The sequence below is a fragment of the Amycolatopsis sp. NPDC051102 genome (assembly GCF_040682815.1).
In the GTDB taxonomy this organism is placed as follows: domain Bacteria; phylum Actinomycetota; class Actinomycetes; order Mycobacteriales; family Pseudonocardiaceae; genus Amycolatopsis.
The window spans coordinates 1,041,803-1,057,239 of record NZ_JBFBBT010000001.1; the positions used below are offsets into that span (position 1 = coordinate 1,041,803).

Consider the following 15,437-nt stretch of genomic DNA (forward strand, 5'->3'; position numbering starts at 1 on the left):
TACGGAATTTGGATCGCCGCCTGGCGTACTGGCTCCCATGCGAATCCGGAAAGTTCTCCTCCTCGCGCTGGCCGTGGCGGCCGGGGCACTGGCGTTGCCCGGGACGGCGAGCGCCGCCTACAGCGACCCGCTGACGACCACGGCCAAGCAGAGCCTCGTCTGGCACGCCACCCCGGCCGCCGCGCTGACCGCACTGGACAGCGCGCTGCCGAACGTCAGCCTCAACACCGTCGTCAACGACACCAGCTACGACATGACCGGCTGCACCAGCGCGGAAAAGGCCGCGCTGCCCAAGGCGCCGGCGGCCACCAAGTCGATGTGCTGGGACGCCGACCGCGCCGGGACGACGACGTGGAGCCCGCAGGGCATCACGACCTCCGGCGACGCCGACGACGACGGCAAGTGGGGCGACGACAAGATCATCCTGTCCGGCTGGCACGGCACCGACGCGCTCGGCCGCTACAACGACGCGCGGATCCAGGCCATCAACTACGACAACCCGGCGTCGCCGTCGTACCGCATGTTCTACCTGGCCGTGCCGAACAGCACCGGCAGCAGCTTCTCCGCGGCGCAGGCCCACATGGGCGGAATGGCCTGGTACGGCGACAAGATCTACGTGACGGCCGAAGGCAGCACCTCGACCGCCATCCGCGTGTTCAGCACCAAGCACATCCTGCAGATGACCGACACGACGTCCAACGCGATCGGCAAGACGTCGGGCGGGTACGCCGCCTACACCTACAAGTACGCGATGATGCAGGTCGGCTACTACACCTACGCCGGCGGCACCTGCAGCATGTCGTCGGACACGGGCGTGCCGTGCTTCTCGTCGATGTCGCTGGACCGCAGCACGTCCCCGGCGTCGATCGTGACGACGGAGTACTTCTCCGACCAGAGCCTCCACGGCCGCCTCTACCGCTACCCGACGGGCACGGACTTCCTGCTGTCGGCGACGTCGGGCACGGTGGCCGCGACCGAGGCGCTCCGCAGCTCGGTGGGCAACATGCAGGGCGTGCTGTCCAACAACGGCAAGTGGTACGTCGCCCACAGCTCGGCCACGATCAACGGCCAGCTCTGGACCCAGACCACGGCGAGCAGCAACTCGGCGACGTGCGGTTCGACCTCGACGGCGGCCTGCTGGGCAGTCCACCCGGAGGCCCTGACCTACGACTGGTCGACGGGCCTGGTGTGGTCCCAGTCGGAGTGGTCGACGGCCGACTGCACGGCGCAGAACCAGACGTGCGGCCGTTCGGTGTTCGCGGTGCCGCTGTCTTCGCTGGCTTCGTGACGACGCTCAGGTGACCGGCGCCGCCGGCTCGGGTTCCCGGGCCGGCGGCGCTGTCGTTTCGGTGCGGCGGCGGTTCCACAGCTCCCGGCCCCGCCGCAGCACGATCGGCGCCACCATGACGCCCAGCGAGAGGGCCGTGACGTCCAGCAGGTACGCCGCCAGCCACATGTGCTTGGCGATCTCGAAGTAACCGTCGCCGACCACCGCCATCGCGGCGATGCCGAGGGCGCTCATCACCGCCACACCGGCGACGATCCCGTAGCGGGTCGTCGAGCGGCGGCGGCGCAGCAGCGCCACCACCGCCGCGGCCAGGCCGAGCAGGACCAGCAGGGCCGGCAGCCACGGGATGCCCATCCCGTCGAGCCACTGCTGGAACGTCGTCGCGTCCCCGCCCATGTCGCCGCTGACCGGGACCGAGCTGTCCGGGGGCCGGCTCACCGGCGTCCACGGCTGGTCCGGCAGGTACGGCAGGCTCCGGCCGAGCGTCGCCTGCAGGCCGATGCCGATCGCGTGAACCAGCACGAACGGGTGTTCCAGCAGCAGGTCCCACGCCTTGTGCTTGACCTTGCTGGGGTCTTCCAGCAGCACGTCCGAGCCCGCGAGCGCTTCGGGGCCCTCCGGGTAGTACGCGTGCCCGGCGCTCCTCTGCGCGGACTCGGGCAGGCCGAGCCGGGGCGCCGAGCCGGGCAGTTCGGCGAGGGTGAAGGTGTAGACGACGTTGACCGCGTTGACGTCGGCGTAGTTGCGCTCCTGCCACGCGAGGTTCGCCCGCACCGGAGCGATGATCTCCAGCACCAGCAGGATCGCCAGGGCCGGCCCCACGAGCCGGCCGGTCCACCACTTGCCGCTGCCCGGCCGGGCGGCGGTCACCGCGCAGACGAGCACCGCCAGCACGAACAGCGGCAGGAAGCCGATCTTCGCCAGCCCGCCCACGACACCGCCGGCGGCGACGAGGACGAGCGCCGACAGCCGCGCGAAGCCGTCTCCGGCCCTGGTCGCGGCGATCACCGCGACCCCGAGCAGCAGCGTGTACGCGCCGAACAACCCGGCCGGCTCGGCGAACGTCGAGATGAACAGCCGGGCGAACGCCGGTTCGAGCAGCGGCAGCAGGGGCGGCACCAGGAACAGCAGCCGCAGCGGGCCGCGCGCCTGCACCGCCCACGCCGCCAGCAGCGTCACGAGGAAGACTAGCAGCACGTACAGCCAGCCGAGCTTCAGGAGGCTGAAGGCCCCGTCCCCGCCGGTCACGGATCCGAACAGCACGCCGGCACTGGACGGCTGCGGGTCCGGGCACGGCGTCCCCCGCCCGAAGTCCAGCACCACCCCGCCCAGCCAGCTCGCCTTGTGCGTCGGCGTCGCGGGCGTGAGCCCGGGCCCGCAGAACAACCGGTAACCGTCCCCGTTGTCCCCGGCGCCGGTCGGAGTCCCGCCCAGCAGGCCGAGGACGAGCGCCAGCGCGAGCGCGGCGACCGCCGCGGTCGCCGTGGCGATCCCCACCCTCTTCATGCCGGTCAGCGTAAGTGGTCGGTTCGCCGGGTGGTTCCGGAACACCCGAAACCGGCGATCCGTCCTCAGGCGCCGGGGTGTCCGCAGGCGTAGACGTTCGCCGACGCCAGCGTCACGCAGGCGGGGCAGGTGTGGGTCGGCCGGTCGCGGCGGCCGTAGTACGGGTTGCGGGCGCCGCACAACGCCTGGATCACGTCCCCGGGCCGCGGGTCCGGGTGGCAGCGGGGACAGTAGGCGTGCGCGGCGCGTTCGACCTCGGCGCTCATCTCACCCGGGTACCCCCGGCGACGGCGTGCCAACCCGCCGCCGCGTCCACACGGGCCGGCCGCCCGTGAAGCACCAGATCGCGATCACCGGGTCGCAGATCGCGCAGCCGAACGAGGAGCCGTGGGCGAACGGCAGGATCGGCTGGCCCTTCAGGTGGTGGACGACGTCCCAGCCGGTGTGCAGCAGCCAGCCGATCCCGATGAACGACCACGACTCGAGGCCGCGGAACGCGACGTACGTCGACACTGCGCAGAACACCAGCTCCCACGGCCCGAGCGCGCCGCCGGACAGGTACGCGGCGCCCGCGCCGCCGACCATCACCGCGTTGAACCGCCGCCGGTGCGGCTCGGGGATCGGGGAGTTGAGCAGGACGTAGAGGAGGCCGATGAGGATCGGCGCGACGATCTCGATCACGAGGTCCGACGCTAGGAACCCGGCCGTCCCGCGACCAGTGGCCGTCCGGTCAGGCTCCACCGGGATCTCGCCATCTTACGTCAATCGATTGATTTAAATTCGGGTATGCTGCGGTCATGACCACCACGGAACCGCTCACGGCGGACACCCCGATCGGCGAGTGGGCCGCCCACCCCGACGGCGGCCCGCTCATCCGCGCCCTGCTCGCCGAGGCGGGGGTCGACGAGACCGTGCTCGCCCCGGTCCGCCTGCTGCCGCTGCGGCAGCTGGTCGCCCTCAGCCAGGGCCGGCTGGCCCAGGACGTCGTCGACGAGCTGGTCAGCCGGGCCAACCACGGCGTGGTCCCGGCCCCCGGCGCCGGCCGTACCGGGTGGCGGGAGCGGATCGTGCCCGGCCGGTTCGAGGGCCGGACCGTCGTGGTGACCGGCGCCGCCTCCGGGATCGGGCGGGCCACCGCGTCGCGCATCGCCCGCGAAGGCGGCCGGGTCGTCGCGGTCGACGTCTCGGCCGGCCGCCTGGACGAGTTCGCCGCGGACCTCGGCTCGCCGGAGCTGGTCGCGGTGCCGGCCGACATCACCGACTCCGGCGGCGTGACGCGGATCCTCGCCGCCGCGGGCTCCCGGATCGACGGGCTGGCGAACGTCGCCGGCGTCGTCGACGACTTCTCGCCGGCCCACGAGGTCAGCGACGAGCTGTGGCGCCGCGTCTTCGCCGTGAACGTCGACGGGACGTTCCGGCTCATCCGCGCGGTCGTCCCGGCGATGCTCGAAGCGGGCTCCGGCGCCATCGTGAACGTCGCTTCGGAAGCGGCGCTGCGCGGCTCGGCCGCCGGGATCGCCTACACCGCGTCGAAGCACGCCGTCGTCGGCATCACCCGCAGCTGCGCGTTCATGTACGGGCCGCACGGCATCCGCGTCAACGCCGTCGCGCCGGGCGGCGTCGCCACCGGCATGGCGATGCACGCCGAGCCGTCGGAGTTCGGGCAGGGCCGGATCGGGCAGTTCCTCGGGCTCATCCCGCCGATCGCCACCGCGGAGCAGCTGGCCGCGTCGATCACCTTCCTGCTGGCCGACGACGGCGTGAACGTCAACGGCGCCCTCCTGCCGTCCGACGGCGGCTGGTCGGTGCAGTGACCGTGCCGCCGTCCGCGGTGGCGCCCGAGCTGCGCGGCCGCGTCCGGCGTCGACACGACGTTCGCCGTCGCCCCCGGCGGGCCGCACGGGTTCGAGGCATGGGCCCCGGCGAGCGAGTTCAGCCGCCGCTACCTGGCCGCGGCGCGGGCGTGGCTGGGCCGGCTCCGGTGACGGCATCCGTAAGGTGGGGGCCGGCAGAGCGTCGGGGTGACCGGGTGGGTGGATGAACGTCAAGGCGGATCGCGCGAGTGCCACGCGGGAGAGCATTCTCGGCACGGCGGAGCGGTTGTTCGCCGAGCACGGGGTGCACGCGGTGTCCAACCGGCACATCAGCGAGGCGGCCGGGCAGGGCAACAACGCCGCGGTCAACTACCACTTCGGCACCAAGGTCGACCTGGTCCGGGCGATCGCGCGCAAGCACTTCGGGCGCATCGAGCGGCTGCGCGAGGAACTCGTCGAGGCCATCGACGGCGACGGCGACCTGCGCGACTGGGTGGCGTCCCTGGTCCGCCCGACCACGAGCTACCTGCAGGAACTGGACGCGCCGACGTGGTTCGCGCGGTTCAGCGCCCAGGTGATGACCGACCCGGCCCTGCGCGCGATCGTCGCGGAGGAGTCACTGGCCTCCCCGGCGCTGGCCCGCACGGTCGAGGGCCTCAACCGCTGCCTGGACGGCCTCCCACCGGAGGTCCGCGCCGAGCGCGGCGACATGGCACGCCAGCTGATGATCCACATGACGGCCGAGCGCGAGCGGGCCCTGGCGGAGGGCACGCCGACCCCGCGCGCGAGCTGGAACGACGCGGGCACTGGCCTGATCGACGCAATCACGGGCCTGCTGCTGGCCCCGGTGACCCCGGCTTCCTGACCACTTCGGTCCGGGGCGGTCGGTTCGCGTACCCAGGGGGTCGGTTCGCGTACTTGGACGGTCGGTTCGCGTACCCAAGGAGTCAGTTCGTCCGGGCGGATGGATCCGGGCGCCGGAGTTCGTCGCCGCGCACGAACGGTGCTGCCGGAAATCCTCCTAACGTCACCCCGATCGGGTGGCGACGAGGAGGCGGCGGGTGCGGACACTCTTGCGGGGCGGCCGGGTCATCGATCCGGGGAGCGGGTTCGACGGCGTCGCCGACGTCCTGATCTCCGAGGCCGGGGTCGAGGCCGTGGGGGCCGGGCTGGACATCGAGGCCACTGAAGTCGACGTGCGCGGGCTCGTCGTCGGGCCCGGGTTCGTCGACCTGCACAGTCACGTGCACTCCGTCGCCGGGCAGCGGCTGCAGGCGATGGACGGCGTCACCACCGCGCTCGACCTCGAAGCCGGCCTGATGCCCGTCGAGCGGGCCTACGCCGAAGCCGCCGCGGCCGGGCGGCCGCTGCACTACGGCTTCTCCGCCTCCTGGGGCGCCGCCCGGGCGCAGGTGCTCGCCGGGATCGAGCCCGACGCGAACATCGACAGCGGGCTCGCCGTGCTCGGCAACCCGGCGTGGCAGCGGTCGTCGTCGCCCCGGGAACTGGCCGCCTGGCTGGCCCTGCTGGACGCCGAGCTCGCGGCCGGCGCCCTCGGCATCGGCGTCCTGATGGGATACGCGCCGCAGACCGCGCCCGCGGAGTTCCTCGCCGTCGCCCGGCTCGCCGCGACAGCCGGGGTGCCGACCTACACCCACGTCCGCGAGCTGGTCGAGGTCGACCCCGCGATCCCGGTCGACGGCTCGGTGGAGATCGTCGCCGCCGCGGGGGAGACCGGCGCCGCGATGCACCACTGCCACGTCAACAGCACCTCCGGCCACCACATCGACCGCGTCCTCGCCACCCTCGACAGCGCCCGCCGCGAAGGCTCCCGCGTCACCGTCGAGGCCTACCCCTACGGCGCGGGCAGCACCGCCGTCGGCGCCGCCTTCATCGAGCCGGAACGCCTGCGGATGAAGGGACTCCGCGCGTCGAGCGTGATCATCCTCGAGACGGGCGAGCGCGTGCGCGACGAAGGGCGCCTGCGCCAGCTTCGCCGGGACGACCCGGGTGCGCCGTGCCTCCTGGAATTCCTCGACGAGGAGAACCCTCGTGAACGCGCCCTGCTGCACCAGGCGCTCGCCTTCCCCGACGCGGTCGTGGCCAGCGACGCGATGCCCGTCTACTGGCCGGACGGCAGCACCGAAAGCACCGAATGGCCCCTGCCGCCCGGTGGCACGACCCACCCGCGCACCGCGGGCACCTTCGCCAAGACCCTGCGGCTGATGGTCCGCGAAACCGGCGCCTGGGGCTGGCTCGAAGCGTTCCGCCGCTGTTCGTACTTGCCTTCGCGGCTCCTCGACGACGTCGCGCCGGCCGCTCGCGGCAAGGGCCACTTGGGCGCCGGGGCCGACGCCGACGTCGTCGTCCTCGACCCGGACCGCATCACCGACACGGCCACCTACGCCGACCCCACCCGGCCCTCGCTGGGCGTCCGGCACCTGTACGTCGCCGGGGTCCCGGTGGTCGCCCACGGGGAACTCGACGAGAAAGCGCTGCCCGGCAAGCCGCTGCGAGGGGAACCGCGATGAGCGATCTGATCGCCGACATCGAAACGCTCGTCCGCTGCGAATCGCCGTCGGACGACCACGAAGCCGTCGCACGCAGCGCCGAAGCCGTCGCCGGCGTCGGCCGCCGCCTGCTCGGCGCCGAGCCCGAGCGCCTGGTCACCGACGGGTGCACGCACCTGCGGTGGTCGTTCGGCGACGGCCCGCCGCGCGTCCTGCTGCTCGGCCACCACGACACCGTGTGGCCCCTGGGTTCGCTGCGCACCCACCCCTTCCGGATCGAGGACGGCATCCTGCGCGGCCCCGGCTGCTTCGACATGAAGGCCGGCGTCGGGATGGCCCTGCACGCGGCCGCGGCGCTGCCGGACCGCACCGGCGTGACCATCCTGATCACCGGCGACGAGGAAATCGGGTCGCCGCTGTCCCGCTCGCTCATCGAAGAGACGGCCGGAAGCTGTGACGCGGTGTTCGTGCTCGAAGCCTCGGCCGACGGTGGTGCGCTGAAGACCCGGCGCAAAGGCGTTTCCCGTTACTGGATCGAGGTCGCGGGACGCGCCGCGCACGCCGGCCTCGAACCCGAGAAGGGCGTCAACGCCGGGATCGAGGTGGCGCACCAGATCCTCGCGGTGGCCGCGCTCGCCGACCCGGGCCGCGGCACCACCGTCGTCCCGACCGCGCTGAGCGCCGGGACGACGACCAACACCGTGCCGGCCGCGGCCACCGTCGCGGTCGACGCGCGGGTCTGGGACACCGCCGAGCAGGACCGCGTCGACCGGGCCGTGCGGAGCCTGGCACCGGTGCTCGCCGGCGCGCGGATCCGGATCGGCGGCGGCATCAACCGGCCGCCGTTGGAGGCCGCCGCATCGGCGGAGCTGTTCGCGCTCGCGGACGTACTGGCCGGAAAGCTCGGCTTCGGCCCGCTCACCCGGGCCGCGGTCGGCGGCGCGTCGGACGGCAACTTCACCGCGGGGCTGGGCATTCCGACCCTCGACGGCCTCGGTGCGGTGGGCGGGGGCGCCCACGCCGACGACGAGCACGTCGTCGTCGCCGAGCTGCCCCGGCGCACCGCGTTGCTCACCGCCCTCACCGAAACCGTTCTGGCGAACCGGACTTCGTCCGCGCCGACGAACGCACCGGGCGAATCCCGTGCGGGACAACGGTGACCCGGCGCGAGCGTCCGGAAAGGATGGTGAGCGTGACAGAAGTCGTGACGAACACTGCCCCGCCGCTGCGGGACGAGGCGGCCGCCGTGGCGGCCGGCGCCGCCCGGGCCTCCGGGGTTCGCGTCCGGACCCTGGGCGAGGTCGCCGAACTGGCCGCGGTGGCCCGCCTCTTCGAATCGATCTGGCAACCGGCCCCGCGAAACCCGCTCGTGACGGCCGAACTGCTGCGGGCCATGGTGTCGGCGGGCAACTACGTGGCCGGTGCGTTCGACGGGCCCGACCTGCTCGGCGCCTGCTTCGGGTTCTTCGGCGAGCCGGCGAAGGGAGGACTGCACAGCCACATCGCCGGCGTCGCGACGCCCGGGCACGGCCGCGGCATCGGCTTCGCGCTCAAGCTGCACCAGCGCGCGTGGGCGCTGCAGCAGGGTGTCACGGCGATCTCGTGGACGTTCGACCCGCTGGTGCGCCGCAACGCCCACTTCAACCTGACCAAGCTCGCCGCCCGCCCCGAGCGCTACCTGCCCGACTTCTACGGCCCGATGCAGGACGGCATCAACAGCGCGGGCGACACCGACCGCCTGATGGTCGGCTGGGACCTGGCGAGCCCACCGGTCCGGACGGCCGCCGCCGGCCGCCCCGACCGGGTGGACGTGACGGCGCTGCGGGACCGGGGCGCCGCGGTCGCGCTGGCGGTGGATCCCGCCGGCGCGCCGGTCGCCGGTCCCGCGGACGCGCCGGTGGTGCTCGTCGCCGTGCCGCCGGACATCGAGGCGCTCCGGCGCGCCGACCCCGGGCAGGGCCGGGCGTGGCGGGTCGCCGTGCGGGAGGTGCTCGGCGGCCTGCTCGCCGAGGGCGCCTCGGTCACCGGATTCGATCGTGCCGGCTGGTACGTGGTCGCAAGGGAGCACTCGTCGTGAAACTCACCGGGGTGGAACTCCTCCGGGTGCGGATGCCGCTGGTGGCGCCGTTCCGTACGTCGTTCGGCACGCAGGCCGAGCGCGAACTGCTGATCCTGCGGGCGGTGACGGCCGAAGGCGAAGGCTGGGGCGAGTGCGGGGCGATGGCCGGCCCGCTCTACTCCTCGGAGTACATCGACGGCGTCGAGCACGTGCTGCGGGCGTTCCTCGTGCCCGCGCTCCTCGCCGCCGGTGACCTCACGGCGAACAAGGTCGCGCCACTGCTGGCGAAGTTCAAGGGTCACCGGATGGCCAAGGCCGCGCTGGAGATGGCGGTGCTCGACGCCGAACTGCGCGTGCACGGCCTGTCCTTCGGCGCCGCGTTGGGGTCCACAAAGGACACCGTGCTGTGCGGGGTGTCCGTCGGGATCATGGACTCGATCCCGCAGCTGCTGGACGTCGTGGGCGGCTACCTCGAGGCAGGCTACCTCCGGATCAAGCTGAAGATCGAACCCGGCTGGGACGTCGAGCCGGTGCGCGCGGTCCGCGAGCGCTTCGGCGACGACGTCCTGCTGCAGGTCGACGCGAACACGGCGTACACGCTCTCGGACGTGCCGCAGCTGCAGCGGCTCGACCCGTTCGGGCTGCTGCTGATCGAGCAGCCCCTGGAAGAGGAGGACGTGCTCGGCCACGCCGAGCTCGCCAAGCACCTCCGGACGCCGATCTGCCTGGACGAGACCGTCGTGTCGGCCCGCTCGGCCGCGGACGCGATCAAGCTCGGCGCCTGCCGGATCGTCAACATCAAGCCGAGCCGGGTCGGCGGCTACCTGGAAGCGCGGCGCGTGCACGACGTCTGCGTGGCGCACGGCGTCCCGGTCTGGTGCGGCGGGATGCTCGAAACCGGGCTGGGCCGGGCCGCGAACGTGGCGCTCGCGTCGCTGCCCGGGTTCACCCTGCCCGGCGACACCTCGGCGTCGGACCGGTTCTACCGCACCGACATCACCGAACCGTTCGTCCTCGAGGCCGGGCGGCTGCCGGTGCCGTCCGGGCCCGGCCTCGGCGTCACCCCCGTTCCCGAGCGGCTGGCCGAGGTGACCACCGCGAAGTCCTGGCTCGCCTAGCGAAAACGAGAGGCTCCCCATGTCGAAACTCCCCGAAGCCGCCGCCTGGCTGGAATCCCGCCTCCCCGCGCTGCTGGCCGAGCACCACGTGCCCGCCGCGGCCGTCGCCGTCTACGCCGGCGGGGAAATCGTCGACCACGCCGCCGGGGTGCTGAACAAGGGCACCGGCGTCGAAGCGGACGTCGATTCGCTGTTCCAGATCGGCTCCATCACGAAGGTCTGGACGGCGACGCTGGCGATGCAGCTGGTCGACGACGGCCTGCTCGACCTCGACCAGCCGGTCCGCAAGTACCTGCCCGAGTTCGTGCTCGCCGACGCCGACGCCGCCGCGCGGATCACCGTCCGGCAGCTGATGTGCCACACCGCCGGCTTCGAAGGCGACATCTTCACCGACACCGGCCGCGGCGACGACCGCGTCGAAAAGTACGTCGCCACCCTGGGCGACGTGCCCCAGCTGTTCGCCCCCGGCGAGATGTTCTCCTACAACAACGCCGCGTTCTGCGTGCTCGGCCGGGTCGTGGAGGTGCTGCGCGGCAAGTCCTACGACGACTGCCTGCAGGACCACCTGTTCACGCCACTGGGACTGACGCACGCCGCCGCGAGCCCGTACGAGGCGATCCGGTTCCGGGCCGCGCTGGGGCACCTGCCGTCTTCGCCGGGCGCCGACCCCGAACCCGCGGGCATCTGGGCGCTGACGCCGTCCAACTCCCCGGCCGGCTCGATGCTCGCCATGCGCCCGCGCGACCTCGTCACGTTCGCCGCGATGCACCTGAAGGACGGCGAAGGTCCCGACGGCACCCGCGTGCTCGGCGCGGACAGCGCCCGCGCCATGCGCGAACGCCTGGTGGAGCTGCCCGACCTCGGCATCTTCGGCGACGCGTGGGGCCTCGGCTGGTCGCTGTTCGACTCGCCCGGCGGGACGGTCGTCGGGCACGACGGCGGCACGATCGGCCAGTCCGCGTTCCTGCGCGTGGCCCCGGAGCACGGGGTCGCGGTGGCCCTGCTGACCAACGGCGGCGACACGATCGCCCTCTACACCGAAGTCATCGGGCACCTCATGCGCGAGCTGACCGGCATCGAGCTGGCCGTGCCGCCGGTGCCCGACCCGGCCGCGCCGCGCGTCGACGCTTCGCGCTACGTCGGGGAGTACTCGTCGTCGGTGGCGGACATCGTGGTCAGCCAGGACGAGGACGGCCGGGTCTGGGTCGAGCGCGTCCCGAAGGGGATCTTCGCGGAGCTGGCCAAGCCGGAGAAGACCGAGCTGGTCGCGATGAACGGCGACACGCTCATCCTGGCCGAGCCGATGCAGGGCATGTACGTGCCGCACGCGTTCGTCGGCGACGACGGCACCGGCCGCGCGCTGTACCTGCACACCGGCCGCGCCGACCGGCGGGTGACCGCGTGAGCGCGGTCGAGGCGGAGATCGCGGGGGTCTTCGCCTCGGCGGGCGCGCAGGGATTCTTGCACGCCCGGGAGATCGGCGGCGGCCCTTCGGTGGCGGTCGGCGCGGACGAGCCGGTGGTGCTGGCGTCGGTGTTCAAGATCCCGGTCGCCGTCGCCTACGCCCGGGAAGTGGCGGCCGGACGGCTCGACGAGACCGCCCGGACCCGCGTCGGGCCGCGCTACCGCATCGGCGGCATCGGCACCGCGGGCTGCGCCGACGACGTGGAGATGAGCTGGCGCGACCTCGCCCTGTTCATGCTGACCATGAGCGACAACGCCGCCACCGACGTCGTCTACCACCGGATCGGGGCGGCCGCCGTCGACCGCCTCCTGGCCGACCTCGGCCTGCGCCGCACCCGGCTGGTCGGCTGCTGCGAGGACCTGTTCGCCTCCGTGCTCGCCGACCTCGGAGCGCCCGAGGGCGCCGACATCGACGCCTTGTTCGCCGGCGCGACGCCCGAGCAGACTCGGAAACTCGCGGTGCTCGACCCCGGGCGCACGACGTCGTCGACTCCGCGCGAGATCACCGAACTGCTCGACGCCGTGTGGACGGACCGGGCCGGCGAGCCGGCGGCGTGCGAGCGCGTCCGGTCGATGATGGCCCGGCAGATCTGGCCGCACCGGCTCTCGTCCGGGTTCGCCTCGGACGTCGCCGTCGCGGCCAAGACCGGCACCCTGCCGGCGATCCGCAACGAAGCCGGTGTCGTGTCCTACCCCGACGGCCGCCGCTTCGCCGTCGCGGTGTTCACCCGCGCGGACTCGCCGGCCGAACGGCAACCCGCCATCGACGCGGCGATCGGCCGGGCCGGCCGGCTCGCCGTGGACCACCTGCGGAAGGAAGCACCGTGACGGCGGCGAAGGGCAGCTTGCGGTGGCCCGGTACCGGCGAACCCGCGGCCGAGGGGCGTCGCGGGCACGCCGGCCGGGCCCCGGCGGTGCCGGCCAGAGTTTCCGGCTACCCGCCCGGAGTTCCGGCCACCGGCGGGCCGAGCCGGTCCGGCCGCGGCCCAGCGCCCCGCGTTTCCGGGGCACCCACCCCGACGAACACCGACCTTAGGGAAGCACCATGACCCACACCCACTTCTTGCGGGGGTCCGGGTGGCGGAGCCCCCGGCCCGGGGCGAAGCCCCGGTACGATGCCGGGACGGCGGTGGTCCTGCTCGGCGCGCTCGCCCTCGCGGCGACGGCCTGCGGGGGACCGGGCGGCGGCAGCGCGGCCGGCGGCGCCCTCGCCGACGGCAAGACGTTCAACCTCGGGATCGCCTCCGACCCGGGCAACCTCGACCCGCACATGTCGGTGCTGGCGGTGACCGGCCAGGTCGACCGGTTCCTCTACGACCCGCTGCTCGAACTCACCCCTGACGGCAAGCCGCTGCCCGCGCTCGCCGAAAAGTGGACCGCCACCACGACCACGGCGTCGTTCACCCTGCGTCCCGGCATCACCTGCGCGGACGGCGCCCCGCTGACCGCCGCCGACGTCGCCGCGAACATCGGGTTCGTCGGCGATCCGGCCAACAAGTCGCCGTTCGCGGGCCTGACGATCGCGCCGGGCACGAAGGCCACGGCCGACGAAGCCACCCGGACGATCACCGTGACCAGCGGCGCGCCCGACGCGTTCCTGCTCCGCAACGTCGGCGGCCTGCCGATCGTCTGCGGCAAGGGCCTGGCCGATCGCAAGCTGCTGGCCACGGGTGGCAGCGGCACCGGCATGTTCGCCGTCTCCGAGGCCGTGCCGAACGACCACTACACCTTCACCCGCCGCAAGGACTACGCGTGGGGCCCGGGGGACTGGAAGGCGCAGCAGGCGGGCCTGCCGGACAAGGTCGTGGCCCGGGTCGTGCCGAACACCTCGACGGCGGCGAACCTGCTGCTGTCCGGCGAGCTGAACGCCAGCCAGATCAACGGACCGGACCGCCAGCGGCTCGAAGCGCGGAAGCTCTTCCACGCCGACTTCCTCGCCCCGCTCGGGGAAATCTTCTACAACCAGGCGCCCGGGCGTCCCGGCCACGACGAGTCGGTGCGGCGCGCGCTGACCCAGTCGCTCGACCTGGCCCAGCTCGGCAAGGTGCTGACCAACGGCACGGGCAAGCCGTCGCAGAGCCTGGTCACCGCCGAGCCGAAGGCGTGCTCGGGCGACACCGTCACCGGCCACCTGCCCAACCACGACGCGGCCGCCGCGGCGTCCACATTGGACGCGGCGGGCTGGAAGGCCGGCGCGGACGGCGTGCGCGTCAAGGGCGGCAAGCGGCTGGCGCTCACCGTCCTCTACGGCACCCAGCTCGGCCCGACGATGGCACCCACCGCCGAACTGGCCCAGCAGACGTGGAAGTCCCTCGGCGCCGAGGTCACGCTCAAGGCCGTCGACAGCCCCGGGCTGTCCCAGGTGCTGTTCGGCACCGGCGAGTGGGAGGTCTCGCTCGGCCCGGTCGGGCTCACCCTGCCCAGCCAGCTGGTGCCGTTCGTGTCCGGCCCGGCGGCGCCGGACGGGACCAACTTCGGCCACATCGCCAACCCGGAGTACGAACAGAGCGTGAAGCAGGCGGCCGCGATGAGCGGCGAAGCCAGCTGCCCGGCCTGGCAGGCCGCGGAGACCGCCTTGGTCAAGCACGTCGACGTGGTGCCCTACATCGACTCCGTCGTGCCGTACTACGCCAGCGGTGCGCGGTTCGAGGTCAGCCAGGGCAGCGTCACGCCGTCGTCGATCCGGATGTACGCGCGATGACCACGGCGGCGGCGCCCGCGCGCCTGCGCGGCGGACCGTGGCCGGCGTTCGCCGCGCGGCGGCTGACCCGGTTCGCCGTCTCGTTGTGGGCGCTGGTGACCGCGGCCTTCCTGATGATCCACCTGGTGCCGGGCGATCCCGTGCGGGCCGCGCTCGGCATGACCGCCCCGGCCGACCTGGTCCGGGCGAAGCGGCTGGCGCTCGGCCTGGACGACCCGCTGTGGGTGCAGTACGGGCACTACCTGCGCGGCCTGGTCACCGGCGACCTCGGGACGTCGATGGCGAGCAGCCAGCCGGTCACGCAGGTGATCGGCGACCGGCTGCCGGCGACCCTGCAGCTGGCCGTGCTGGCCTTCGCGGTCGTGGTCGCCGTCGCGATCCCGGTCGGGGTGACCTTCGCGGTGCTGACCCGCGGCGGCCGGCGCCGCGGCAGCGAGCTGGCGTTCACGTCGGTGAGCGTCTTCTTCGCCGCCGTGCCGGAGTTCCTGGTGGCGGTCGCGCTGGTGGCGCTGCTCGCGGTCGGCCTCGGCTGGTTCCCGGTGGCCGGCGGCGACGACGCGAGCGCGTACGTGCTGCCGGTCGCGGCCCTGGCCACCGGGCCTTCGGCGGTGCTCGCCCGGATCGTCCGGGTGGAGCTGCTTTCCGTGCTGGGCGCCGACTTCGTCCGCACCGCGCGGGCGAAGCGGCTGCCCGCGCGGCTCGTTTACGTCCGGCACGCGCTGCCGAACGCGCTGACCGCGACGCTGACGCTGGGCGGGCTGATGCTGACCGGGATGGTCGCGGGCACGGTGCTGGTCGAGAACGTCTTCGCCTGGCCCGGCCTCGGCTCGACGATCGTCCAGTCGATCCTGCAGAAGGACTACCCCCTGGTCCAGGGGATCGTGCTGGTCTACGGCGTCGGCGTGCTGCTGGTGAACCTGCTCGTCGACGTCGTGCTCGGGCTGCTCGACCCGCGCTCGGCCATCCGGGAGGCGTGA

Annotated in this window: 14 protein-coding genes; 11 read left to right on the forward strand and 3 right to left on the reverse strand. The window is 73.3% G+C overall.

Features of this window, described 5'->3' with window-relative positions; all coding sequences use genetic code 11:
• Positions 1-37: 37 nt before the first annotated feature.
• Positions 38-1,288 (forward strand): hypothetical protein, encoded by a 1,251-nt coding sequence (locus tag AB0M93_RS04285; RefSeq protein WP_364268238.1) that lies wholly within the window; start codon positions 38-40, stop codon positions 1,286-1,288.
• A 6-nt stretch (positions 1,289-1,294) separates the two neighbouring features.
• On the opposite strand, the gene AB0M93_RS04290 is transcribed toward AB0M93_RS04285, so the two are convergent.
• The 3 genes from AB0M93_RS04290 to AB0M93_RS04300 form a co-directional block, all read right to left on the reverse strand.
• Positions 1,295-2,794: a hypothetical protein gene (locus AB0M93_RS04290; RefSeq protein ID WP_364268240.1), complete on the reverse strand. Its 1,500-nt coding sequence runs from the start codon at positions 2,792-2,794 to the stop codon at positions 1,295-1,297.
• A 65-nt stretch (positions 2,795-2,859) separates the two neighbouring features.
• A complete protein-coding gene (locus AB0M93_RS04295; protein ID WP_364268242.1) occupies positions 2,860-3,060 on the reverse strand; it encodes a hypothetical protein in 201 nt (66 codons plus the stop codon).
• A gap of 1 nt (position 3,061) precedes the next feature.
• Positions 3,062-3,475, reverse strand: coding sequence for a DUF6010 family protein (locus AB0M93_RS04300; protein ID WP_364268244.1), 414 nt, complete (start codon positions 3,473-3,475; stop codon positions 3,062-3,064).
• Positions 3,476-3,591: 116 nt separating this feature from the next.
• On the opposite strand from AB0M93_RS04300, the gene AB0M93_RS04305 reads away from it, so the two are divergent.
• The 10 genes from AB0M93_RS04305 to AB0M93_RS04350 all read left to right on the forward strand — a co-directional run bounded on the left by AB0M93_RS04305 (position 3,592) and on the right by AB0M93_RS04350 (position 15,437).
• A complete protein-coding gene (locus tag AB0M93_RS04305; RefSeq protein WP_364268246.1) occupies positions 3,592-4,608 on the forward strand; it encodes an SDR family NAD(P)-dependent oxidoreductase in 1,017 nt (338 codons plus the stop codon).
• Between the two features lie 223 nt (positions 4,609-4,831).
• On the forward strand, positions 4,832-5,473 hold the full coding sequence (locus tag AB0M93_RS04310) for a TetR/AcrR family transcriptional regulator (RefSeq protein ID WP_364268248.1): 642 nt from the start codon (positions 4,832-4,834) through the stop codon (positions 5,471-5,473).
• A 196-nt stretch (positions 5,474-5,669) separates the two neighbouring features.
• Complete coding sequence (locus AB0M93_RS04315; RefSeq protein ID WP_364268250.1) at positions 5,670-7,139, forward strand: amidohydrolase family protein; 1,470 nt, start codon at positions 5,670-5,672, stop codon at positions 7,137-7,139.
• Positions 7,136-8,278 (forward strand): M20 family metallopeptidase, encoded by a 1,143-nt coding sequence (locus tag AB0M93_RS04320; RefSeq protein WP_364268252.1) that lies wholly within the window; start codon positions 7,136-7,138, stop codon positions 8,276-8,278. The genes AB0M93_RS04315 and AB0M93_RS04320 overlap by 4 nt, the downstream gene beginning before the upstream one ends.
• 23 nt (positions 8,279-8,301) lie before the next feature.
• The gene (locus AB0M93_RS04325; protein WP_364268254.1) at positions 8,302-9,195 is read left to right on the forward strand and encodes a GNAT family N-acetyltransferase; all 894 of its coding nucleotides are present in this window, start codon (positions 8,302-8,304) and stop codon (positions 9,193-9,195) included.
• On the forward strand, positions 9,192-10,295 hold the full coding sequence (menC, locus tag AB0M93_RS04330) for an o-succinylbenzoate synthase (RefSeq protein WP_364268256.1): 1,104 nt from the start codon (positions 9,192-9,194) through the stop codon (positions 10,293-10,295). The genes AB0M93_RS04325 and menC overlap by 4 nt, the downstream gene beginning before the upstream one ends.
• 19 nt (positions 10,296-10,314) lie before the next feature.
• A complete protein-coding gene (locus AB0M93_RS04335) occupies positions 10,315-11,700 on the forward strand; it encodes a serine hydrolase domain-containing protein (protein WP_364268258.1) in 1,386 nt (461 codons plus the stop codon).
• Positions 11,697-12,587, forward strand: a complete 891-nt coding sequence (locus AB0M93_RS04340; protein WP_364268260.1) for a serine hydrolase — start codon at positions 11,697-11,699, stop codon at positions 12,585-12,587. Before AB0M93_RS04335 ends, AB0M93_RS04340 begins: the two co-directional genes overlap by 4 nt.
• 217 nt (positions 12,588-12,804) lie before the next feature.
• Positions 12,805-14,460, forward strand: coding sequence for an ABC transporter substrate-binding protein (locus tag AB0M93_RS04345; RefSeq protein ID WP_364268262.1), 1,656 nt, complete (start codon positions 12,805-12,807; stop codon positions 14,458-14,460).
• The gene (locus AB0M93_RS04350) at positions 14,457-15,437 is read left to right on the forward strand and encodes an ABC transporter permease (RefSeq protein WP_364268264.1); all 981 of its coding nucleotides are present in this window, start codon (positions 14,457-14,459) and stop codon (positions 15,435-15,437) included. Before AB0M93_RS04345 ends, AB0M93_RS04350 begins: the two co-directional genes overlap by 4 nt.